We start from the raw sequence: 20609 nt of genomic DNA, 5'->3' as shown, positions 1-20609 counted from the left end.
GCGGGGTCCGCGTACGGGGCGTCAGCCACCGGATGTAACCGCCCGGGCAGGTCATCCCGGGGATGTACGCGACCCGTCCGGCAGAATGACACCAGGTCACGGGGGAAGGGGAGTTCAGGATGGCGTTGATCATCGCCGTGGCCGCGGCCTGCGTGTCCGCGGCCGTGGCCGGCGGGCTGGGCGTGGCGCTTGTGCGCGCCCGGCGCGGCCACCGGGCGGCGATGGGGGAGCGCGCCTGGCTGATGGAACGGGAGCGGGAGAGCGCGGCCCGTACCGCCGTGGACGCCGAGCGGGCCAGGATCGCGGCCGAGCTCCACGACATCGTCAGCCACAACGTGAGCCTGATGGTGGTCCAGGCCGGGGCCGCCCGCGAGGTGCTCACCACCCTGCCCGAGGAGGCCGCGGCGGCGATGGGCGCCGTGGAGACGGCCGGGCGCAACACGATGACCGAGCTGCGGCACCTGCTGGGCCTGCTCGCGCCCGCCCAGGACGGCGCGGACGAGCCGTACGGGGCCGGGGCCGGGGCCGGAGAAGGGGCCGGGGCGGCGACGCCCTCCGTACGGCCGGCACCTCAGCCGGCCCCTCGGCTGTCACCGCAGCCGGGCCTCGGCAGGCTGAGCCCGCTGATCGACAGGTTCGCCTTCGCGGGGCTGCCGGTGGAGGTGCGGATATCCGGGGACCCGCGCCCGCTCCCGGCCGGGATCGACGTCACGGCGTACCGGATCATCCAGGAGGCGCTGACGAACGCGCTCAAACACGGAGACGGAGGCAGGACCCAGGTGACCGTGCGGTACGCGGAACACGCGTTGCGGGTGGAGGTGCTCAACGGCGGCCCCAGCGTGCTGGGTTCGCCGGGGGAGCGGCGACCGGACCGGCCCTCGCCCAAGGCGGACGGCGCCCGGCGCGGCCTGCTCGGCCTGCGCGAGCGCGTCGCCGTCTACGGCGGGGACCTCGACGCACGCCGCCGCCTCGGCGGCGGCTACCGGGTGCGCGCCCGCCTCCCCCTGGACCGGCCGTGAGCACGGCCCCGGACCCGGCGCCCTCCGCGCCGGCGCCCCGCGTGGTGATCGCCGACGACCAGGACCTCGTCCGCACCGGATTCCGGCTGATCCTGACGGCGCGCGGGATCGACGTGGTCGGCGTGGCCGCCGACGGGGTGGAGGCCGTCGCTGCGGTGCGCCGACTGCGCCCCGACGTCGTCCTGCTCGACATCCGCATGCCGAACATGGACGGCCTCGAAGCCGCTCGGCGCATCCTCGCCGAAGTCCCCGGCTGCCGGGTGATCATGCTGACCACCTTCGACCTCGACCAGTACGTGTACGCCGCCCTCGCGGCCGGCGCCAGCGGCTTCCTGCTCAAGGACGTCACCCCCGCACACCTCGCGGCCGCGGTGCGCCTGGTCAGCACGGGCGACGCGCTGCTCTCCCCCTCGATCACCCGCCGTCTGGTGGAACGCTGCGCCCCGGCGGCGCCCGCGCCGGACCGCACCACCACGGCGGCCGCGCACCAGGAGCTGGCGGCGCTGACCCCGCGCGAGCGCGAGGTGCTGACCCTGATGGGGCACGGCCGCTCCAACGCCGAACTGGCGCGGGAGCTGACGCTCAGCGAGGCCACCGTGAAGACGCATGTGGCCCGCATCTTCGCCAAGTTGTCGTTGCGCGACCGGGCCCAGGCCGTGATCCTCGCCTACGAGACGGGACTGGTGACCCCGGGCGCGGTCACGTCCTCGTCCCGTGCGGTACGCCCGGAGCCCGCGGGGTGACCGGGTCCCCCCTCGGTCATCACGGCCCGGCTTCGGTCCGCGTCGTGGCGGCGGCCGCGGTCAGGGCCTCGGCCATGGCTGTGGCCAGGGGCGTCGCACGCCGCTGCCGGGGCAGGACCAGGCCGAAGTGCCGGGCCGGGCGCGGGGGTTCGACGGGGATGGCGGCGCAGCCCGGGGCCGGGGACAGCGAGACCTGCGGGACCAGGGAGACCCCCACGCCCGCCGCGACCAGCGTCTGGGCGAAGAAGTAGTCGGTGGTGGAGGCGGCCACCCGCAGGTCGAAGCCGGCGAGCCGCGCGTAACGGCGCAGGAACGCCTCCGTCTTGAGGCAGCCCAGCACCCACCGGTCGTCGGAGAGCTCGGCCAGGGCGATCGAGGAGCGGTCCGCGAGGCGGTGGCCGCGCGGCAGGGCCAGCCACAGCGGATCCTCCATCAGCGACGCCCAGTCGAGCCCCGGCCGCTCGCCCGGACGCACGGGCGGCGGCCCGTCGAAGTGGTAGGCCAGCGCGAGGTCGGCCGCGCCGCCGCGCACCATCGGCACGGCGTCCTCCGGCTCGCACTCCCGCACCGTCAGCTCCACCTCCGGATGCGCGCCCACGAACCGTGCCAGCGCCTCGGGTAGCAGGTGCCGGCCGCCACTGGTGAACGTGGCGAGCGTGAGGCGCGGCCGCTGCGCCGTGAGCCGGTCGATGGCATGGCGCACCTGGTCCAGCTCCGCGGAGATCGCCTCCGCCGCCTCCACCAGCAGCCGGCCCGGCTCCGTGAGCGTGACCCCGCGCGTACTGCGCACCGCCACCGGGTGGCCGAGCGTGCGCTCCAGCGCCGCGATGTGCTGCGACACGGCCGACGGAGTCAGGAGCAGCGCCCCGGCCGCCTTGTTGAAGCTGCCGTGCTCGGCGACCGCCCGCAGCACGCGCAGCCGTTGCACATCGATCATCGGAGGTCCCTCATGCCCGTTCAGCGGCTCACCGTACCGACGGGGACGATACAGCGGCAGCGCAGGGCGCCGGCTCGGGAGATCGGCGAGGAACCGGATCACGGGAGCCGCCGTCTGAGACCCCGTGTGGATGAAACGAAGAATCCTGACGCTCCTGTTCGCCCTGCTCGCGACCCAGGTGGGCGCCCTGGCCAACCCCGCCTACGCCTGCGGGTGCGGGGCCATGGTCACCGACGCCCGGACCCGGATCGGCGTCGACCGCGAGACGTCCGTCGTGCGCTGGGACGGCCGCACCGAACAGATCGTCATGCGCTTCACCGTCGGCGGGGACGCGCCACGGGCCGCCTGGATCATGCCCGTGCCGGGGCGCGCGACCGTCGACCTGGGGGACGGCCGCATGTTCGGCGAGCTGCGGGACCTGACCCGGCCCGAGCGCAGGACGCGCCACTACTTCTGGCCGCGCGACCACGACTGGCCCTTCTCCTCCGGCATGAGCGACGGCGCCGGCGCCGCCCCCCTGGCCCCCGGCGCACCGGCCGTCGGCGTCGTCGGCCGCGAACAGCTCGGCGACTTCGACGTGGCGCGCCTGACCGCCACCGACCCGGACGCCCTGAAGGGCTGGCTGGAGAGCAACGGATTCACGCTGTCCGACCGGCTCGCCACCGAGGTCAAGCCGTACGTGGACCAGAAGTGGGAGTACGTCGCGGTACGCCTCGCCCCCCGCCAGGAGGGCAAGGTGCTGCGCGGCGAACTGGACCCGCTGAGGATCCGCTTCGACAGCGACCGGCTCGTCTACCCGATGCGGCTCTCCCGGATGGCGAAGACCCCGCAGTCACTCGGCCTGTACGTGCTGGCCGACCACCGCATGGAGCCCGCCACCCGGATCGGCGGATCCGCGCCGAAGGTGACCTTCGCCGGCACCATCGACCCGGACCACGGCCCGCTCGCGGACCTGGCGGGCGGCGCACCGGTGTTCCTCACGGCGATCGACCAGGAGTTCCCGGAGCCCGGCCGCATCGACGGCGACCACGAACTGCGCGCCACCGCCGAGGACACCCCCTACCGCCGGGCGGTCTACCGCAATGAACTGCTCACCGTCGGGGGCGTCCCGGTCTGGCTCCTGACGGTGGCGGCCGTCCTGGTGGCCCTGGCGGCGTCGGCCGTCGCGCTGCGGCGCAGCCGTCGCCTGCGGAGCGCCGCCCGCACCGGCGCGGCCTGAGCCGTACGGGCCCCGGCCCGGGGGCCGGGGCCCGCGGGCCCGCCCGCTCAGAGGCGGGCGGGCGGCTGGGTCCGCCAGAACGCGCACTGATGGTCCGCCCCGAACGAGGTGACCGTACGGGTCGCCACCGGATCGAGGGTGAAGACCGTACCGGCGTCGGCGCCGGCGCCGGCCGCCGGCCACGGGGTCTGACCCGGGACGGCGGGGACGCCGAAGCGTGCGAAGGCGGCCCAGTAGCGCTTCATCCGGTTCCCGAGCGCCGTCTGCACCGGGGTCAGCGGGCGATCGCCCATGGTGAAGTCGTACAGATAGGCCAGCTCGGCACTGTGCGCGTTCGACTCGTCCAGGCCCGGGACCTGCGCCCCCGCCAGCGTCGGCGACCGCGGATCGTCGAACTCGTAGACGTACGTCGGCACTTGGGACGCGAAGAGCTGCGCCGTCCACGCCGTGTGGCAGGCGAAGGTCGAGTCCGTCAGCAGGGCCGACAGCGCCAGATAGGGCGAGCCGTGGTCCGCGACCGGGTAGCGGGCGAGCACCTCCGGTCCCGCCGCCCCGTACCCGGCCAGGACCTGCGCCGCGTACTGCTCCGCCGTCAGGTGCGGCTGCGTCAGGGCGACGAAGAACCGGGCCTCCGCACGGGTGCTCCCGATCAGCACCGGCACCTTGTTCCACGCCCCGCTCCCGATGGCCCGGGCGGGCTCGACCGGCAGCAGCCCGTCACCCGACGCCGGACCCGAGGTGGGCAGCGTACGGGCCGCCTCGACCAGCGCCGCTCCCGAGACGGCGCGCAGACAGCCGGCGACCTCGGCGGGCGCGCTGCACCCCACCCGGGAGGCGAAGGCACGGGCCTGCGCCTCGGCCGCCGCGCTGTCCGGCGTACGCAGCAAGGTGCACGGCCCGCTCTGCAGCACGGCCCGGTGGAACAGGCCCGCGGCCGAAGGGGCGGCCAGCAGCGCGCAGACCGAACCGCTGCCCGCGGACTGCCCGGACACCGTGACGCCGCCCGGATCCCCGCCGAAGGCGCCGATGTTCTCCCGGGTCCACCGCAGCGCCGCCAGCTGGTCCATCAGCCCGAAGGATCCGGAGCCCCCCTCACCCCGTCGGCGCAGCTCCGGCAGGGCCAGATAACCCAGCTGTCCCAGGCGGTAGTTGATGCTCACCACGACGCTCCCGGTGAGATCGGCCATGGTGCGCCCGCCGAACTGGGTTCCCGTGCCCTGGCTGTACGCGCCCCCGTGCATCCAGAAGATCACCGGGAGCCGGGCTCCGGGGCGGGCGCCGCGGGGCCGGTACACGTCCAGGTACAGACAATCCTCGCTGACGGCCCCCGGATCGCTCAGGCCGAACGGCGAGAACTGCAGGCACGCCGGCGCCTGCCGGGAGGCCTCCCGCGTCCCGTGCCACCGGGGCGGCGGCGTAGGCGTCCGCAGCCGGGCCTCCCCGACCGGGGGAGCGGCGTAGGGGACGCCGAGGAACTCCTGCGCCCCGTCGCGCGACTGCCCGCGCAGGGCGCCTTGGGCGACGGTGACCACCGGGCGGGGCGATCCGCCGGACGGCGCCGCCGTCGCCGGCAGGGCGGAGCCGAGCAGGGCCGCCAGCGCGAGGGCCGCGCCGAGCAGGACGCCCGGCCGGCGGTTCACGGGCGGAGCCCGGAGACCAGGGCAGAGGTCACGGCGTGGTCGGCCGGGCCGGTGTTCCAGTCGGCGTTCATCGGGCTGACGGCGATCCGGCCGGCGCTCACGGCCTCCACGTCGCCGCCCTTGGCCGCGGGCCGCAGGTCCACCTTCACGGCGACCTTCCAGGTGCCGTCGCCCGCGTCGGTGAAGTCCGGTTCGAGGAGGGTCTGCGGGTCCTGGAACGTCGCGGCCACCCCGGCGGCCGTGCCCTTGCCGTCGGCGCCGACGACGGGGTGGTTGACGTTGAGGCCGACGCCCCGGGGCAGCAGCGGGCCCGACCGGGCCCGCACGCGCAGTCGGTCGATCAGCTTGACCGCGAAGTCCAGGGTGGGACCCATGGCGTTGACCGTGGTGACCGGGTCGGGCGCGGCCACGCCGCCGGTGCTCAGGGCGATGGCGGGCACGCCGTGCTCCAGCGCGGCGACGGCGCCGCCGACCGTACCGGAGTGGGTGGCGAGCCCGGCCACGTTCGGGCCGAAGTTGGTGCCGGAGACGACCAGGTCGGGGGCGTCACCGGCGAAGACCTCGGCCAGGCCGAAGGCGACGGAGTCGCCCGGAGTGCCGTCGACGGCCCAGACCTTCGGCTCGGGGTGTTTCACCGTGATCGTGGGGGCGCTCGTCATCTTCGTACCCGTACCGCTCTGGTTGGTGAGCGGGGCGACGATCGTGACGTCGTGTCCGGCGGCGGTCAGCCGCTCGAACGCCTTGCGGATGCCCGGCGCGTTGTAGCCGTCGTCGTTGGTGAGCAGGATCCGCAACGGGCCGGCCGGCGCGGGCGCGGGCGCGGTCTGCGGGGCGGCGGCGAGGGCGGGCGCCGTGCCGGCCAGGGCCGGCGTGCACAGCAGCAGGGCGGCCAGCGGCAGAACTCGCTTGTGTCTCACGGAGGACTCCTTCGGAGGGAGGGACGGTTTCGGAGGGAGGGAGGGAGGGAGGGACGGGGCGGTGGAAGCCGTGCGGGGGTGGTGAGGGGGAGCGCGCCGGGGTGGGGACCGGCGGGCGCGCGACCCTCGGCGCGCGCCCGCCGGAGTTCGGGCCGGGCCGGGGCCGGGCCCGGGCGACGGCCCCCCGGCGAAGGGATCAGCGCACGCTGCGGATCGGGAGGATGGCGAGCGCGCCGATCAGGGAGAGGGCGCCGCCCACCAGGAAGAGCGGGGTGTAGCCGCCCAGGGCGGTGACGACGGCCGAGGCGACGAAGGGGGCGATGATCTGCGGGCCCGCGTTCGCGATGTTGAGGACGCCCATGTCCCGGGCGGCGTCCTCGGCCCGGGGGAGGACCAGGGTGACGAGCGCGGTGTCCACGGCCATGAAACAGCCGAAGGCGAGTCCGTTCAGGGCGCTGAAGACGAGCATGCCGGTCCAGGTCGGGCTGACCACCGGAACCACCATGACGAGCCCGGCCAGGGCGGCTGACACGCCGACGAACACCTTGCGGCGGTTCCACCGGTCGGACAGCAGACCGCCCAGCACGGTGGAGAGGGCCATCGCGACCATGGACACCGGAGTGAGGACGGCCATCGCGGCGGCCGGGGCGAGGCCGGCCGGCAGCGCGATGTGGTCGTCGAGGATGTACAGCTGGTAGCCGACGACGGAGAAGTAGCCGAGGACCATCAGCGCCCGGCCGATGAAGGCCCACCGGAAGTCGTGGTGCGCCAGGGCCGAGAGGAAGACGGCCAGCTGGGCGCGCTTGGGTCTGGCCGGCGCGTCGGCCTCGGGCCCGGTGCGCGGGACGTCGCGGCAGAAGCCGGTGAGCAGGAGGGCCGCCCCGGCGACGATCGCGCCGAAGACGAGGTAGCCGGTGCGCAGGTGCGCCACGGTCTGCGAGGCGACGAGCACGCCGACGGTGCCGCCGATGGGCAGCCCGAGCCCGACCAGTGCGGACGCGGTGCCGCGGCGGACCGCGGGGATCCGGTCGGGCACGATCGCCGTGACCGCTGCCTGGTAGACGTTCATGGTGGCCTGAATCAGACACCAGCCGATGCCGACGAGCAGCGCGGTGCTGACGCTGCCGAGGAAGGCGAGGCAGGCGAGCGAGGCGAGGGCGCCGCCCAGGATCCAGGGGTTGCGGCGGCCGCTGCGGTCGGAGAGGGCGCCGGCGATGGGGTTGAAGGCGGTGGCGAAGATCGCGCTGATCCCACCGATCAGGCCCAGGACGGCGACCTTGTCGTCGGGCGCGACGGCGGCGATCTGCGTGGGCAGCAGAACCGAGCCGACGCCCATGTAGAGCGCCATCATGGCGGAGTTGGCCACCAGCAGCAGGGCCAGGAGCCCGCGTTGGCGGGGGGTTTCCGCTGGGGTGGGGACGGGGGTATCGACGGCTTCGTGCGTGGCCATGACGACTCCTCGGGGGACGGAGCGGGGAGGTGGCGTGCGTGGGGGAGAGGGGGCGTCCCGAAAGCGGGCGCGGGGCGGCGACATCGCCGGAGGGTGCGGCAGACGAACGCGGTTCACACCGTGTTGTTACACGTGTCACCAAGTGCGTTGGAGACTGTGTAGCATCCATTTCCAGCCGCCGCCAAGGGTTGGGGCAGGTCGTTGTGCAGATCGTGACCGATCGCGGTGTCGCGTTCTGCCTGGACGTGTAACCAGGCCAGAGCGGAGAAATATCGCTGATAATTAACGGTCAATAAAAAGGCGCCATAATCGCGCTGTCGGCGTGCGTCCCGTGCGCGGCAGGCAGGAAGGAACGGCTCATGCCCCACACCCCGGGCGGGGAACACCCTGTCGTGGAACTGCCCGCAGGGCGCCTGCGCGGCGCGACCGAGGAGGGAGTCGCCGTCTTCCGCGCCGTGCCCTACGCCGCACCGCCCGTCGGCGACCTCCGCTGGAGGCCCGCACGGCCCCACCCCGGCTGGAGCGGCGTGCGGGACGCCACCGCCGACGGTCCCGGCGCCCCGCAGATGTACCGGGAAGGCGGCGACCCGGTGCTCGGCGGACACGGCTCGCCCCCCTTCGACGAGGACTGCCTGACCCTCAACGTCTGGACGCCCGCCACCGACGACACCCGTCGCCCGGTCCTCGTCTGGATCCACGGCGGCGGCTTCGTCTCCGGCTCGGGCTCCCTGCCCGGCTACTCGGGCGAGACCTTCGCACGTCACGGCGACCTCGTCGTCGTGAGCCTCAACTACCGCATCGGGCCGCTGGGTTACCTCTACCTGGGCAAGGACGAGGGCGAGGGCGAGGTCGAGGGCGAGGGCGAGGGCGAGGTCAGCGGTGAGGGCGACGGCAAGGGCACGGGTCAGGCCGAAGGCGCACCCGCCGCGCCCGAGGCCAACTTCTGGCTCACCGACCAGCTCGCCGCCCTGCACTGGGTCAAGGAGAACATCGCCTCCTTCGGCGGCGACCCGGAGTGCATCACCGTCGCCGGCCAGTCGGGCGGCGCGGTGTCCACGGCCGCCCTCGCCGGACATCCGCGGGCCCAGGGCCTGATCCGGCGCGTGATCCTGCAGAGCCCGCCCTTCGGCCTGGACCTCCCCGGCCCCGACGCCTGCCGACAGCGCACCGCCGCCTACCTGGAGCTGGCCGGCGCCGAGGATACGACGCACCTGCGCGCCCTGCCCTGGCAGCAGCTGATCGCGGCGGGCGCCGGGCTGTTCGCGCGCACCATGCGGTGGGGGTACTGGCCGACGCCCTTCCTGCCCGTGATCGACGGCGTCACCCTGCAACGGCACCCGGCGCAGGCCCTGCTGCACGGAGCGGCGCAGGACATCGACGTCATGATCGGCTGGACGCGCGAAGAGGCCACCTTCGGCTTCGCCCTCGACGAGGGATACGCCGCGGCCACCCGGGAGCAGGTGACCGACCGGATCGCGGAGACCTTCGGGGCCGGGGCCGCCGCGGACGTGTACGCGGCCTACGCGCACGCCCGGCCCGGCGCCCGCCCCGCCGACGTGCTCATGGACCTCATCACGGACGAGCTCTTCCGCGTCCCCGCCGTCCGGCTGGCCGAGGCCAGGGCCGAGGCGGGCCGCCCCGTATGGGCCTACCAGTTCGACCTGCCCACCCCCGCGTACGAGGGCAGGCTCGCCGCGGCGCACTGCCTTGAACTGCCCTTCGTCTTCGACAACTTCGACCGGTGGTCGCACGCGCCCTTCCTGGCCGGGCTCGATCCCGCCGTCCGCGACGGCCTCGCGCGCACCATGCACCAGGCGTGGATCGCCTTCGTCCGCACCGGCGACCCGAACCACCCGCAGATGCCGCACTGGCGGCCGTACGACGCGCGGGAGCGCACCACGATGCGCTTCGATGCGGTCGTCAGCGCCCTCGGTGACCTCGCCGGCGCCTCCCGGCTCCTGTACGGGGCCGCCCGCACGTCCGTGCAGCCCTCCGCTCCCTTGATCTAACTCGTGTAACCTGACGAAAGGAGTCAGCCCCACCAGAAGGAGCGTCGAGGGACGTCATGGCCAAGGACACACACGTCCCCGCATCCGTCACCAGCGCCGACGTGGCCCGCCTCGCCGGGGTTTCGCGCGCCACCGTCTCCTTCGTCCTGAACGACACCCAGGGCCACCGGGTCAGCGCGAGCACCCGGGCCCGGGTGCTCGACGCCGCCAAACAGCTCGGCTACGTACCGCACGCCGCGGCCCGGTCCCTGCGCGCGGGCCGCAGCAACCTCGTCCTGATGCCCGCGTCGGTCTCCGCGATCGGGCGCCTCGTCAGCGACTGGACCGACGACCTGCACAGCGAGCTCGACCGGCTCGGCTACACGGCCGTGCTCCACGCCGGCCGCTTCGCGGACCCGCTCGACGCCGCCCGGGCCTGGGCCGAACTGCGCCCCGTGGCCGTCGTCGCCCTGGACGGCGACCGCTTCACCGCCCAGGCGGCCGACGTGCTGGGACGCGCCGGGGTGCGCGGCCTGCTCGCCTTCGCGGCGCACCCCGTCGAGGGCGTGCACACCGTCGGCTTCGACCCCGCCCGGATCGGCGCCACCGCGGCCGAGCACCTCATCGCGCGCGGCCGGACCCGCATCGGCGTGGTCATCCCGCAGGAGCGGGGCCTGGACACCCTCGCCCGGCCCCGCCTCGCCGGCGCCGAGTCGGTCGCGGCCCGGCACATGGCGACCGTCACCCCCGTGGAACTGGCCTACACGCGCGAGTCCGCGACCGCTCTCGCCCGGCGCTGGCGGAGCCTCGGCCTGGACGCCGTCTTCACCTACAACGACGAGTACGCCGCCCTGCTGCTCCACGCGCTCCAGGCGGAGGGGATCGCCGTACCGGACGAGGTCGCCCTCGTCGGCTGTGACGACCTCGTCCTCGCCGCCCTCCAGCAGCCCCCGCTCACCACGGTCCGCCTGGACATGCCGTCGGCCGCGCAGATCGCGCAGGCCCTGCACGAGCTGATCGAGACCGGCCAGGCCGCGCCGGTGCCGCCGGTGGAACCGGTCCTGGTCGAGCGCGAGACCACCTGACCGGCCGGGGGCCCCGTGGCCCTTCCCGTTCACTGCCCACGGCCGCGGCCGTGGGCTCGGAAGGGGACGTGGGGGCGCGGCCGGGCCGCGCCCCCACGACGGAACGAGCGAGCGGGACGGGAGGTCAGGCCTTCGCGCCGAGGTGCCGGGTCAGGAAGGCGACGCTCTCCTCCACGATCGGCGCGATCTCCGGGGCGCCGAGGAAGATGTGGTCCGCGTCCACCACGGGCCGCAGGATGACCTCGCCTCCGGCGCCGCTCAGAGCCGCGGCCAGGATCTCGCTCTGGCTGTAGGGGACGAGGCCGTCCCGGGTGCCGTGGACCAGCAGGAACGGCGGCGGATTCGCGCCTTCGACGTACATCACCGGGCTCGCGGCCCGCGCGAGGTCCGGGCGTTCGGCCGCGCCGGCGCCGAGCAGGGCCTCGTACGGGTTGGGGAAGTCCGCGCCGCCGGGCATCTGCGGCATGGGGTGCTCGGCGGCGGCGACCACGTCGGAGACGCCGTACCAGTCGACGACCGCCAGGACCCCGGTGTCGCCTGAGCCGACCCCCTGCGTGCCCTCCAGGGCCGCGCCGTCCCGGCTGTCGGGGCCGACGAGCCCCGCGAGCGCGGCCAGGTGCCCGCCCGCTGACTCGCCCCAGACGCCGATCCGGTCCGGGTCGATGCCGAAGACGCCGGCGAACCTGCGGACGTAGCGGATCGCGGCCTTCACGTCGTGCAGCTGGGCGGGGAAGGGCGCTTCGAGACTGTGCCGGTAGTCGATGGAGACGAGGGCGAGCCCGGCCGCGAGTACCGCACCGTGGAGCAGCGCGGCGGGCACGGTCGGCGGCGGGTAGCGGCGGTCGCCCTCCAGCCAGCCGCCGCCGTGGATCCAGACGACCGCGGGGAAGGGCCCTTCGCCCGCCGGGGTCAGGACGTCGAGCAGGCGGGGGCGGTAGCCGGGGGTGGTGGCGTAGGTGACGCCGTCGAAGCGGCGCACCCCGTCGGTGTCCGTCACCGGGGGCACGGGGGACTGGTACGGCGGGGGCGGCCAGGTCATGTCGGCGAGGTCGAATGCGGCCGGAGGAGATTGCGTCATTGCGGCCCTTCCAAGTGTGTTCGGGGCGGGTGCGGCTGATGTGGGCCACAGCGGCCACGGGGGTGGGGTCTGTGGCAGGCTTCGGGGTCGTTTGTCCGGAATGCTTGCGCAGGTCGGCGGAGGCGGCGTAGCGTGTTACACGTGTAATCACGACTCTAGCGATGCGTTTCCGCTGACCACAAGCCCAGGATCCGTCCGGCTTTCGCATCGGCTACACGAGCCACCCCGGCGGCCGCGCCGCCTTCCCTCTCCGGGAGCACGTCATGCTCACCATCACCGGCAGCCCCGCGATCCCCGCGGTCCGCAGCTTCGTCCACTGGGTCGCCGACCCCATCGCCGCGAGCGTTCCGCAGGTCAGGGCCCGTGTGCGCCACGCGCTCGACGCGTGGGGAGTGCCCGTCGACGCGGCGGACGTCCTCCTGCTCGCCGTCAGCGAGCTCGTCGGCAACGTCGTGCGGCACGCGGGCGGTGGGCGGATGCGGGTCGCAGTGGCCGCCGGCGGCGGCTGGCTCCGGCTGGAGGTCGCCGACCGGGGCCCCGGCCCACCGCGGCCGCCCTGTCCCCGCGCGGAGGTGCATCCGGACTCCGAGGCGGGGCGCGGACTGCTGATCGTGCAGCTCCTGGCGGCCGAGTTGGGCGGCGAACTCTCCGTCGTCGCCCATGCGACCGGCGCATCGGTCCGGGTGTGCATCCCCGAGGGCTGAAGAGGACCGCCGAGCGCCCGCAGGGGGAGCGGACCGGCCCCGGACCGCCCGGGAAGGGCTCGATATGATCGCGACCGCGTACAACGGAAGGCGATCATGTCCGAGAGCCCCCTCAGGCCCAGCTCGTTGATCAACACGGTCTACGGGGCGTTCCTCCGCCGTCTCGGAGGGTGGATCTCCATCGCGGACCTGATCACGCTGATGGGGGAGCTGGACGTCGACGGCCCGGCGGTGCGCTCGGCGATCTCACGCCTCAAGAAGCGCGGCGTCCTCGAACCGGAGCGCCGAGGCGCCACCGGCTACCGGCTCAGCCCCGCCGTCCACCCCGTCTTCGACGAGGGCGACCGGCGCATCTTCGCCAGTCTGGAGCCCGCCGACCTCGCGGACGGCTGGGCCATGGCGGTCTTCTCCGTGCCGGAGTCCGAGCGTTCCCACCGCTACCAGCTGCGCACCCGCCTGACCTGGCTCGGCTTCGGCAACATCGCCCCCGGCGTGTGGCTGGCCCCCGGCCGGCTGCTCGACGACGCGCGCGGCATGCTGGTCCGGCTCGGGCTCAGCGACTACGTCCACCTGTTCGCCGCCGACTACGCCGCGTTCAGCGACCTGCCCGAGACGGTGAGCTCGTGGTGGGACTTCCCGGCGATCCAGGCGCAGTACGCGGTCTTCACCGAGGCCTACGCGCCCGTCGCGGCCCGCATGGCCGCGCAGTCGGCCCTCGACCCGGCGGAGGCGTTCCGCCACTACGTGCCGATGCTCACTCAGTGGCGCCGCCTGCCGTACCTCGACCCGGGCCTGCCGAGCGAACTGCTCCCGGCGGACTGGAACGCGGTCGCGGCCCGCCAGGTCTTCCAGCAGCTCCACGGCGTCCTGCTGGAGCCCAGCCTGCGCCACGTCCAGGACGTCACGGGCCTCTCGCCCACCCCACAGGGGCGGCCGCCCACCTCATAGGGGCGGCGGCCGGATCCCCCTACGGTGCGCCCTCCCCGGCCCGGGCCAGGGCCAGTACCCCCGCGCAGATCAGGGTGACGCCCAGCAGTTGGGGCAGCAACCACCAGTCCGAGCGCAGGTGTTCCTCGTAGAGGATCACGCCCAGCGCGATGCTGACACCGGCGTCACCGAGGGTCAGCGCGGGCTGCGAGGCGACCAGGGGGCCGCCCTGCATGGCGTGTTCGAGCAGCAGCAGGGCACAGACGCCGCTCGCGCCGAAGGCGTACGTCTCCCAGGTCGTCAGGAAGCCGCCGAGGCCCTCGTCGTCGAGGACGTGCACGGCGGACTTCATCAGGGCGGCGGTGAGCGCGTAGCAGACGGCGGTGGCGGCGCCGAGGCAGCCGGCCCGCGAGCGGCCGGGCGGACGGCGCAGCCCGGCCGCGGCCAAGGCGGCGACGGCCACCGCACACGCCGCCAGGGCCACCCACCACCGGGCGGCGGGCACGTCCGTACGGTTGCCCACGGGCGAGGCGGCCACCAGCGCGATCCCGAGCCCCGCCACCACCGCGGCCACGGCGAGCCACAGCGCCCCCGGCAGCCGCTGACGCGCCGGCAGCGAGGCGATGAGCAGGGCGAGCGGCAGCTCCAGGACGAACAGCGGCTGTACGAGGGCCAGCGCGCCCGTGGCCAGCGCCGCGGCCTGCCCCGCCCCGGCCGCGATCACGGCCAGGATCCCGCCCAGCCACAGCGGCCGCCGCAGCAGGTCGAGGACCAGGCTGAAGCGGAATCCGGCGCTTTGCGGCACGGTGAGGGCGGCCCGCCGCTGGAGCACGGTGGCGAGCGCGTTGCTGAACGCGGCGAACAGTGCGAAGAGGACCGGCAAGGCGACGCCCATGCCCCGATCCTCACCGGGCCCGCCGCCCGTCCGCGCCACGACACCGGGCCGCGGCCCTCGCACCCGCCGCATTCCCCCGTCCGGCCGCGCTGACGGACGTAGCGGGGCCGGACGGCCCCCTGCGCCCCGCCCGGTCCCCTGCCCCACCCCTCAGAACCCCGTCCGCGTCCCTCCCGTGGCCCGGCGCAGGGCGAGCTCCGCCAGGGCCTCGGGGGCGCCGCTCTGGCCGCGGATGCCGGGGAAGGCGTTGACGTCCACGATCAGCGGGGTGCCGCCGCCGGTGTCGATGACGTCCACTCCGTAGACGTCCAGCGCGAACACCACGCCCACCTCGCGCACCAGGGCGGTCCAGCCGGAGGGCAGTTCACCGAGGGCCGGCGGCGGGGTAGGGCCGTCCCCCTCGGGGGCCAGCTCGGAACGGCGCAGTGCCGAGAAGACCCGGTCGCCGATCGCCCACAGCTTGTGGTCCCAGCCGCTGTTCGGCGCGTACTCCTGCACCACCACCGGCTCCTGCGGCCAGGCCAGCGCCAGCTCCCGCACCGCCGGTGCGTCGTCGGCGCGGGCGACCAGGTCGCCGCGGTGGCTGCGCCGGCTCTTGACGACGACGGGGGAGGGGACCGAGGCCCCGCTGGCGTAGACCGCGAGCGAGGCGTACGTGCGCGTGGCGGCGAAGGGCAGCCCGGCCCGCAGGGCGAGCGCGGCCATCTCGGTGCGGTCCTGGCACAGTGCGGTCGCCGCGGCGGAGTTCACCACGGGCACGTCCCGCCGCTCCAGTTCCCGCGCGAGGTCCAGCGCCTGCGGGGTCCGGGCCTTCAGCAGGTACACGTCGGCCGGCCGCAGGCAGGCGTCCCCCGGCGCGGCCGGGTCGACCGCTTCGACGACGTGCTCCGTGGCCAGCAGCGCGGTGGTGGCCGCCAGCACCGGATGACCGGGCTCCGGGGTGATCAGGCCGATCCTCATGCGCACTCACCCGTCCCGGCCGAGACCTGGGCCGGAGCGGAGGCCTGCGCCGGAGCGGATGCGTGCACCGGAGCCGAGGCCTGCGCCGGAATCGACACGGGCAGCGCGAGCGGGCGCGCCGCGCCGACCGGCGGCGCGGCCGGTCCGGCCCCCGCCCCCGCCTTCGCCAGCCCCAGCACCGCCCGGGCCACCCGCGCCGCCGCGTCCGGCACCTGACGGAAGCTCGGGAAGTCGTTCACGTCGACGACCACCGGCCCGTCGGGCCCAAGCAGCACGTCCACCCCGTACAGGTCCAGCCCGTAGACCGCCCCGACCTGCGTGGCGATCGCCGCCACCTCGGCCGACAGCGGTACGCGGCGCTCCCGTACCGACGGGTCCGGGTGCAGCGGGGAGCAGCGCTCGGTGGCGAACAGCTCCCCGCCGACCGCGTACACCTTGATGTCGGTGCCCGAGTTGGGCACGTAGGGCTGGGCGATGAGCATGCCCTCGCCCGCGAGCACGGGGAGCAACGCCTCCAGCCGCTCCGGCGCGGGCACCAGGTGCACGGCCCGTCCCGAGCTGCCGTCGGCGGGCTTGACGACGAGCGGGTACCGCGCCGCCGGTATCTCCCTGAGCAACTCGGGGCGGGCCACCGCGTACGTCGGCGGCAGGGGCAGTCCCCGGCCGCGGCCGATGGCGGCGGCCAGCGCCTTGTCCCGTACGCCGCGGATGGACCGGGCGTCGTTGACCGTGGTCATCCCGGCCGAGGCCGCGGCCTCCAGCAGCGTCAGGCCCGGACCGCCGGAGACCGTCTTGAGCACCCAGGCGTCGTGCGCGCCAGTGTCGACGGCCTCGGTCATGCGCAGCAACGAACCGCCCGGGTGCACCACGTCCACCCGGTGTCCCCACGCGGTCAGCTGCCCGATCACCTCGTTCGGCATGCCGTCGTGGCGGTAGTGCTCCTCCACCAGGAAGCAGAGCCTCATGGACCTTCCCCATATTCCCCGGACGTCCGCCGATTCCGTCCGGCGAGTTGTGACGTCACAGGATGGCATGGACCGCAATGTGATGATCGGTCCGCCTGTTCGGATCGCGCGTCCGGAGAAACCCGGATGTGAACGCGGGGTGGAGGCTGCTACGTTCAGCCCGTGCCGAAGCTGAATCAGATCATCGCAGTGGAAAAGGGCGTCAAGTCCAAGTCGCTCCAGGAGCTCACGCAGGCTCACCACGACGTCCAGAAGCCCGCCCTGCTGGCCGGTATCTCCCGGACGTACCAGCCCAAGGACGAGGAGGGCGAGCAACTGCCGCCCGAGTCCACGCGGGTGCAGATCAAGGCCGAGGACGTGCTGCGGGCGACGGCGGGGACGCTGACGCGCCTGTTCGACGTGACGGCCACCAAGGACTGGGCGAACCGCACCGCGGCCGCCGACGTCGTCGTGGAGGGAACGGTCCTGCTGGCGCAGGTGCCCGTGCCCTACCTCCTCTTCCTGGAGAAGCAGCTCACGGACATGCACACCTTCGTCCGGAAGCTGCCGGTGCTCGACGCCTCCGAATCCTGGAACCTGGACCCGTCCACGGACTCCTGGAAGACGGACCCGGTGCGCACGATCCGCACGAAGAAGGTGCCGCGCAACCACGTCAAGGCCGAGGCCACCGACAAGCACCCGGCGCAGGTCGAGGTCTACTACGAGGACGTTCCGGTCGGCTACTGGACGACCGTGAAGTTCTCCGGCGCGCTGCCCGCCCGGCGGGTCAACGAGCTCCTCGACCGCGTGGAGAAGCTCCAGCAGGCCGTCAAGTTCGCCCGCGAGGAGGCCAACAGCACCGAGGTCACCGACCAGCGGGTCGGCGACGCGGTCTTCGGCTATCTGTTCAGGTAGCCCCGACGACTCCCTCTGTATGTCTGCAGGGGGTGCGCGAGAGCGCAAGCTGAAACTGATGTTGAAGCTGAACAGGGGTGTCAGTTGGGGGTTCGAATCCCTCCCCCGGCACAGCGTGCCGGGGTGGCCCAAGCCGGTAGAGGCGGCCCCTCAATCTCAGATTCTCGCTCCAGTCTCAGTATTCGCCGCCGAACACCGGATCGACCGAGCGTGGACGATCATCGATGGATGGGGGTTCAAGTCCCCTCTGCGCCTCTCCTCGTGGCGCGGTAGTTCAAAGGCAGAACACGTCGACTTCAGAATGATCCGCACTCTTCAACGTGCCGGTGTGCGCAATTGGGTGGCACACAGGAGCCCGGGAGCTGGATATGCTCCCGGGCTCCGTCACGTGCCGCTCCCGTCCCGCCAGGTGCCGCGGCCTCGGGCCGGAACCGCGGCCCCCGTCAGACCGGTACGGACACGAACGTCCTGCCCGCCTCGTTCTCGACGAGGATCGCCTTGACGTCCGCCTGGTCCACGGCCGCCGAACCGTCCAGCGCCGCGCCCTTGCCCTTGCCGTTCTCCTGGCCGACGACCCAGCTGCCCGCGGTGGTGCGCGTACCGTCCTTGGACAGGACGATCAGCCGGCACCGCTCGCCCGCCGGCAGTCCGGTGACCGCCGCGTGCAGCCGCACCCACTTCATCGCCGGAGTCATCTGTACGGTCATCCGCGTGCCCGTGCCCGCATCGGCGGCGGAGAGCAGCTTGGTCCCCTCGGGCGGCGGCGAAGGCTGCGCCGAAGCCGTCGGGGACGGCGGCGGCAGGGCGACCGCCCCCGCGTCGTCCGTGCCCAGCCGCGTGCCCGCCCAGAACACCGCAGCCAGCGAGGCCGCGACGGCCAGCCCCGCGAGCCCCGCGCGCCGGCGCCGGGCACCCGCCAGCTCCCCGCGCATCTGCCGCAGGGTGCGCTGGAGCATCAGGTCGCCGCCCGGCGGCGGACCGTCGAGGAACGCCTCCTCGGGCACCTCGCCCAACGCCGCCTCCATCTCGCGCAACGCGCCCACCTCCTCCCGGCACCGCACGCATCCGTGCACGTGCTCCTCGACCCGGCGGACCTCCTCGTCGGCCAGGACGCCGAGCACGTACGGGCCGAGCAGTTCCTCCTCGTGCCGCTGCCGGTTCATGCCACCACCTCGCGCAGTCCGGCGGGCTGCTGGGGCGGCCTGCCCGGTCGTTTGCCTTCTCTGGACACGCTGTCCCTGAAACCGTCGTCCTTGAAAACGTCCCGCAGGGCCTTGAGCGCGTAGTGCGAACGCGATTTGACGGTACCCGCGGGGATGCCGAGGCTGTCGGCCGCCTCGGCGACGCTGAGCTGGCGGTAGTACAACTCCTTGAGGACGTCCCGGTGTTCCTGGGACAGCCGGTCCAGGGCGCCCAGGACCGTCATGCTGTCCACCACCGAGTCGGCGTGGTCCTCCTCCACCGGCGGCGGGGCCGAGGCCCCGGAGACCTCGGGCGGCCGGGCGGCCCGGGCCCGGTACCGGTCGGTGATGATGTTGCGGGCCACGGTGAGCAGCCAGCCGCGCACCGAGCCCTTCCCGTTGACCAGGACCTCCGAGTGCCGCCAGGCCCGGATGAGGGTCTCCTGGACGACGTCCTCGGCGGCGGCCCGGTCCCCGGTCAGCCGCGTGGCGTACGCGAGCAGGGCGTGGCCGTGCTCCTCGTGGACCGACTTGATCAGCGCCTCATCGGTCGAGCCCCGCCGAGCGCGGGGCCACAGTGGTCCGGCCATCTCACCCTCTCCGTCCCTCTCCGTCTTCCACGCTTACGTGGTGCGGTCGGAACACGCCGACGACCCGGGAACGGTTCATGTGACCTGGGTCACACAGGCCTCAGGTCCGGCAGTGGCGGCCCTCGTTGAGGCAGGCGACCAGCTCGTCCATCTGCCGCTCGGTCATCACGTTCACGAACATCGCGTGGTCCGTCTTCGGGCTGTGCCGCTGCTCGGGGAAGGAGTCGAGGGCCACGGCCACGCCCGGGGGGACCTCGTAGGCGAGCGAGACGCGCAGCTCGGGCACCGGGAAGGTGTCCGGCGGGCAGACGCCGTTGCCGGCGGGGAACAGCAGGTGCGAGCGGTGTGCCTCGCCCGTGGTGTCGATGCCGTTCCAGCAGCTCGGGAAGACCAGGGTGCGGGTGACGCGCTCGCCCCCGGGGCAGCGCGGGTAGCGGGTGGTGGACCGGTCGGGGGAGCCCGAACAGCCCCAGCGGGCCCGGACATCGGTGTCGTCGCCGGCCGTGTGGGCGACGGCGTCGCCCGTGACCGCGCGCAGGAAGCGGGGCATCGCCACCACCTTGCTCACCGGACTGCCGCGGAACTCCACCCGCACCGAGGCCTCCCGCAGGATCTCGCCCGCGTTCCCGTGCCCCGCCGCGAGCTCGTACGGGCGCCTGCCCGGGCGGTCCGGCCGCCGCAGGACGGGCCAGTAGTACGTCGACCGGTCGCCGCCCGCGCAACTGGTGGCGGCCGCGTCCAGGGAGGCGTCGGTCGACATCGCGTCCGTGGAGAGGTTCCCCACGTAGGCGTGCGTGTGGTGGGCGCCGGCCCGCAGGCCGGGCGAGACGACCAGGTTGTCCTCGTTGTAGTGGCCCTGCTCGCCCCGGCCGCAGTCCACGACCACCGATCCGCCCGAGGCGTCGGCGGCCGGGGCCGGGGCGGGCGGTGCGGGCGGAACGTCGCGCATGTCCACCGAGGCGGAGGGACTCGGCCGGCCGGCCGCCCCGGCGTGTGGACCGGTCGCCGCTCCGCCGTGCGGACCGGCCGCCCGCGAGGCCCCCAGGACGGCCGCGCCGAGCCCGCCGCCCAGGACCAGGCAGATGACAAGCGCGAGCAGCCGGCGTTCGTTCCCCATGGCGGTCACGGTCGCCGGTGGCGCCACCGGCGTCAACCGGGCATCCACAGGGTGGTCAGCCGCCCCGCGCCACCCGCCGTGCCCGGGCCGCGCAGGACCCCCGGGGGAGCCGCAGGGGGCCGACAAGGGTTTTCCCCGTATCCAGTTCATCCGCGTGTTGCCTACTGTCTGCCCACCGGCGATCTTTCCCCGCTGAACGGACCACACGCCAACCCCACATGGCGTGAGTGCCGAACCGCCCGGAGGAGCGCCGGGACCGCCGTTGCCCTGCCCCGCCGTCGAGGCCGGGGCAACGTGGCG

Annotated in this window: 19 protein-coding genes; 8 read left to right on the top strand and 11 right to left on the bottom strand. The window is 74.1% G+C overall.

From position 1 onward, the window contains the following. Positions 1–119: 119 nt before the first annotated feature. A complete protein-coding gene (locus ACF059_RS05930; RefSeq protein WP_392051918.1) occupies positions 120–1019 on the top strand; it encodes a sensor histidine kinase in 900 nt (299 codons plus the stop codon). Next, positions 1016–1762 (top strand): response regulator, encoded by a 747-nt coding sequence (locus tag ACF059_RS05925; protein WP_392051914.1) that lies wholly within the window; start codon positions 1016–1018, stop codon positions 1760–1762. Before ACF059_RS05930 ends, ACF059_RS05925 begins: the two co-directional genes overlap by 4 nt. A gap of 19 nt (positions 1763–1781) precedes the next feature. Here ACF059_RS05925 and ACF059_RS05920 read toward each other — a convergent pair whose 3' ends face one another. Continuing rightward, positions 1782–2699 (bottom strand): LysR family transcriptional regulator, encoded by a 918-nt coding sequence (locus tag ACF059_RS05920; RefSeq protein WP_392051911.1) that lies wholly within the window; start codon positions 2697–2699, stop codon positions 1782–1784. A 130-nt stretch (positions 2700–2829) separates the two neighbouring features. On the opposite strand from ACF059_RS05920, the gene ACF059_RS05915 reads away from it, so the two are divergent. Next, positions 2830–3918, top strand: a complete 1089-nt coding sequence (locus ACF059_RS05915; RefSeq protein WP_392051908.1) for a DUF2330 domain-containing protein — start codon at positions 2830–2832, stop codon at positions 3916–3918. 47 nt (positions 3919–3965) lie between these two features. Here ACF059_RS05915 and ACF059_RS05910 read toward each other — a convergent pair whose 3' ends face one another. From ACF059_RS05910 to ACF059_RS05900, 3 genes are all read right to left on the bottom strand, one after another. Continuing rightward, positions 3966–5558, bottom strand: coding sequence for a carboxylesterase/lipase family protein (locus ACF059_RS05910; protein WP_392051905.1), 1593 nt, complete (start codon positions 5556–5558; stop codon positions 3966–3968). After that, on the bottom strand, positions 5555–6475 hold the full coding sequence (gene surE / locus ACF059_RS05905; RefSeq protein ID WP_392051902.1) for a 5'/3'-nucleotidase SurE: 921 nt from the start codon (positions 6473–6475) through the stop codon (positions 5555–5557). The genes ACF059_RS05910 and surE overlap by 4 nt, the downstream gene beginning before the upstream one ends. A 196-nt stretch (positions 6476–6671) precedes the next feature. Next, on the bottom strand, positions 6672–7925 hold the full coding sequence (locus ACF059_RS05900; RefSeq protein ID WP_392051899.1) for an MFS transporter: 1254 nt from the start codon (positions 7923–7925) through the stop codon (positions 6672–6674). A 359-nt stretch (positions 7926–8284) separates the two neighbouring features. Between ACF059_RS05900 and ACF059_RS05895 the strand changes: the two genes are divergently transcribed. Together ACF059_RS05895 and ACF059_RS05890 are read left to right on the top strand one after the other, a co-directional pair. Further along, positions 8285–9934: a carboxylesterase/lipase family protein gene (locus tag ACF059_RS05895; protein WP_392051896.1), complete on the top strand. Its 1650-nt coding sequence runs from the start codon at positions 8285–8287 to the stop codon at positions 9932–9934. A gap of 56 nt (positions 9935–9990) precedes the next feature. Further along, a complete protein-coding gene (locus ACF059_RS05890; protein ID WP_392051893.1) occupies positions 9991–10998 on the top strand; it encodes a LacI family DNA-binding transcriptional regulator in 1008 nt (335 codons plus the stop codon). A 124-nt stretch (positions 10999–11122) separates the two neighbouring features. On the opposite strand, the gene ACF059_RS05885 is transcribed toward ACF059_RS05890, so the two are convergent. Further along, positions 11123–12076, bottom strand: coding sequence for an alpha/beta hydrolase fold domain-containing protein (locus ACF059_RS05885; protein ID WP_392051890.1), 954 nt, complete (start codon positions 12074–12076; stop codon positions 11123–11125). A 263-nt stretch (positions 12077–12339) separates the two neighbouring features. On the opposite strand from ACF059_RS05885, the gene ACF059_RS05880 reads away from it, so the two are divergent. Beyond that, positions 12340–12780: an ATP-binding protein gene (locus tag ACF059_RS05880; protein ID WP_392051887.1), complete on the top strand. Its 441-nt coding sequence runs from the start codon at positions 12340–12342 to the stop codon at positions 12778–12780. A gap of 96 nt (positions 12781–12876) precedes the next feature. Continuing rightward, positions 12877–13728 (top strand): PaaX family transcriptional regulator C-terminal domain-containing protein, encoded by an 852-nt coding sequence (locus tag ACF059_RS05875; RefSeq protein ID WP_392051884.1) that lies wholly within the window; start codon positions 12877–12879, stop codon positions 13726–13728. Between the two features lie 19 nt (positions 13729–13747). Here ACF059_RS05875 and ACF059_RS05870 read toward each other — a convergent pair whose 3' ends face one another. From ACF059_RS05870 to ACF059_RS05860, 3 genes are all read right to left on the bottom strand, one after another. Continuing rightward, on the bottom strand, positions 13748–14602 hold the full coding sequence (locus ACF059_RS05870) for a DMT family transporter (RefSeq protein WP_392051882.1): 855 nt from the start codon (positions 14600–14602) through the stop codon (positions 13748–13750). Between the two features lie 150 nt (positions 14603–14752). Further along, positions 14753–15562, bottom strand: coding sequence for a RimK family alpha-L-glutamate ligase (locus ACF059_RS05865; protein WP_392051879.1), 810 nt, complete (start codon positions 15560–15562; stop codon positions 14753–14755). Beyond that, positions 15559–16527 carry a RimK family alpha-L-glutamate ligase gene (locus ACF059_RS05860; protein WP_392051876.1) on the bottom strand — a complete coding sequence of 323 codons (969 nt, stop codon included), beginning with the start codon at positions 16525–16527 and terminating at the stop codon, positions 15559–15561. Before ACF059_RS05860 ends, ACF059_RS05865 begins: the two co-directional genes overlap by 4 nt. A gap of 162 nt (positions 16528–16689) precedes the next feature. Between ACF059_RS05860 and ACF059_RS05855 the strand changes: the two genes are divergently transcribed. Next, entirely contained in the window at positions 16690–17421 is a 732-nt protein-coding gene (locus tag ACF059_RS05855; RefSeq protein WP_366869235.1) for a hypothetical protein, read from the top strand. A gap of 443 nt (positions 17422–17864) precedes the next feature. On the opposite strand, the gene ACF059_RS05850 is transcribed toward ACF059_RS05855, so the two are convergent. From ACF059_RS05850 to ACF059_RS05840, 3 genes are all read right to left on the bottom strand, one after another. Then, entirely contained in the window at positions 17865–18584 is a 720-nt protein-coding gene (locus tag ACF059_RS05850; protein WP_392051873.1) for an anti-sigma factor family protein, read from the bottom strand. After that, entirely contained in the window at positions 18581–19192 is a 612-nt protein-coding gene (locus tag ACF059_RS05845) for a sigma-70 family RNA polymerase sigma factor (RefSeq protein WP_361954187.1), read from the bottom strand. Before ACF059_RS05845 ends, ACF059_RS05850 begins: the two co-directional genes overlap by 4 nt. A 100-nt stretch (positions 19193–19292) precedes the next feature. Further along, positions 19293–20309, bottom strand: a complete 1017-nt coding sequence (locus ACF059_RS05840; RefSeq protein ID WP_392051870.1) for a DUF1996 domain-containing protein — start codon at positions 20307–20309, stop codon at positions 19293–19295. Between the last annotated feature and the right edge of the window lie 300 nt (positions 20310–20609).

This window comes from Streptomyces sp. NPDC016562 (genome assembly GCF_043076955.1).
In the GTDB taxonomy this organism is placed as follows: domain Bacteria; phylum Actinomycetota; class Actinomycetes; order Streptomycetales; family Streptomycetaceae; genus Streptomyces.
This window is presented reverse-complemented; position numbering and strand designations above follow the sequence as displayed.

Excerpts from the sequence above, each read along its gene's own strand:
- ACF059_RS05930 (WP_392051918.1), top strand. The coding sequence starts at position 120 with ATGGCGTTGATCATCGCCGTGGCCGCGGCCTGCGTGTCCGCGGCCGTG.
- ACF059_RS05920 (WP_392051911.1), bottom strand. The coding sequence starts at position 2,699 with ATGATCGATGTGCAACGGCTGCGCGTGCTGCGGGCGGTCGCCGAGCAC.
- ACF059_RS05915 (WP_392051908.1), top strand. The coding sequence starts at position 2,830 with ATGAAACGAAGAATCCTGACGCTCCTGTTCGCCCTGCTCGCGACCCAG.
- ACF059_RS05900 (WP_392051899.1), bottom strand. The coding sequence starts at position 7,925 with ATGGCCACGCACGAAGCCGTCGATACCCCCGTCCCCACCCCAGCGGAA.
- ACF059_RS05895 (WP_392051896.1), top strand. The coding sequence starts at position 8,285 with ATGCCCCACACCCCGGGCGGGGAACACCCTGTCGTGGAACTGCCCGCA.
- ACF059_RS05890 (WP_392051893.1), top strand. The coding sequence starts at position 9,991 with ATGGCCAAGGACACACACGTCCCCGCATCCGTCACCAGCGCCGACGTG.
- ACF059_RS05885 (WP_392051890.1), bottom strand. The coding sequence starts at position 12,076 with ATGACGCAATCTCCTCCGGCCGCATTCGACCTCGCCGACATGACCTGG.
- ACF059_RS05880 (WP_392051887.1), top strand. The coding sequence starts at position 12,340 with ATGCTCACCATCACCGGCAGCCCCGCGATCCCCGCGGTCCGCAGCTTC.
- ACF059_RS05875 (WP_392051884.1), top strand. The coding sequence starts at position 12,877 with ATGTCCGAGAGCCCCCTCAGGCCCAGCTCGTTGATCAACACGGTCTAC.
- ACF059_RS05870 (WP_392051882.1), bottom strand. The coding sequence starts at position 14,602 with ATGGGCGTCGCCTTGCCGGTCCTCTTCGCACTGTTCGCCGCGTTCAGC.
- ACF059_RS05865 (WP_392051879.1), bottom strand. The coding sequence starts at position 15,562 with ATGAGGATCGGCCTGATCACCCCGGAGCCCGGTCATCCGGTGCTGGCG.
- ACF059_RS05860 (WP_392051876.1), bottom strand. The coding sequence starts at position 16,527 with ATGAGGCTCTGCTTCCTGGTGGAGGAGCACTACCGCCACGACGGCATG.
- ACF059_RS05850 (WP_392051873.1), bottom strand. The coding sequence starts at position 18,584 with ATGAACCGGCAGCGGCACGAGGAGGAACTGCTCGGCCCGTACGTGCTC.
- ACF059_RS05845 (WP_361954187.1), bottom strand. The coding sequence starts at position 19,192 with ATGGCCGGACCACTGTGGCCCCGCGCTCGGCGGGGCTCGACCGATGAG.
- ACF059_RS05840 (WP_392051870.1), bottom strand. The coding sequence starts at position 20,309 with ATGGGGAACGAACGCCGGCTGCTCGCGCTTGTCATCTGCCTGGTCCTG.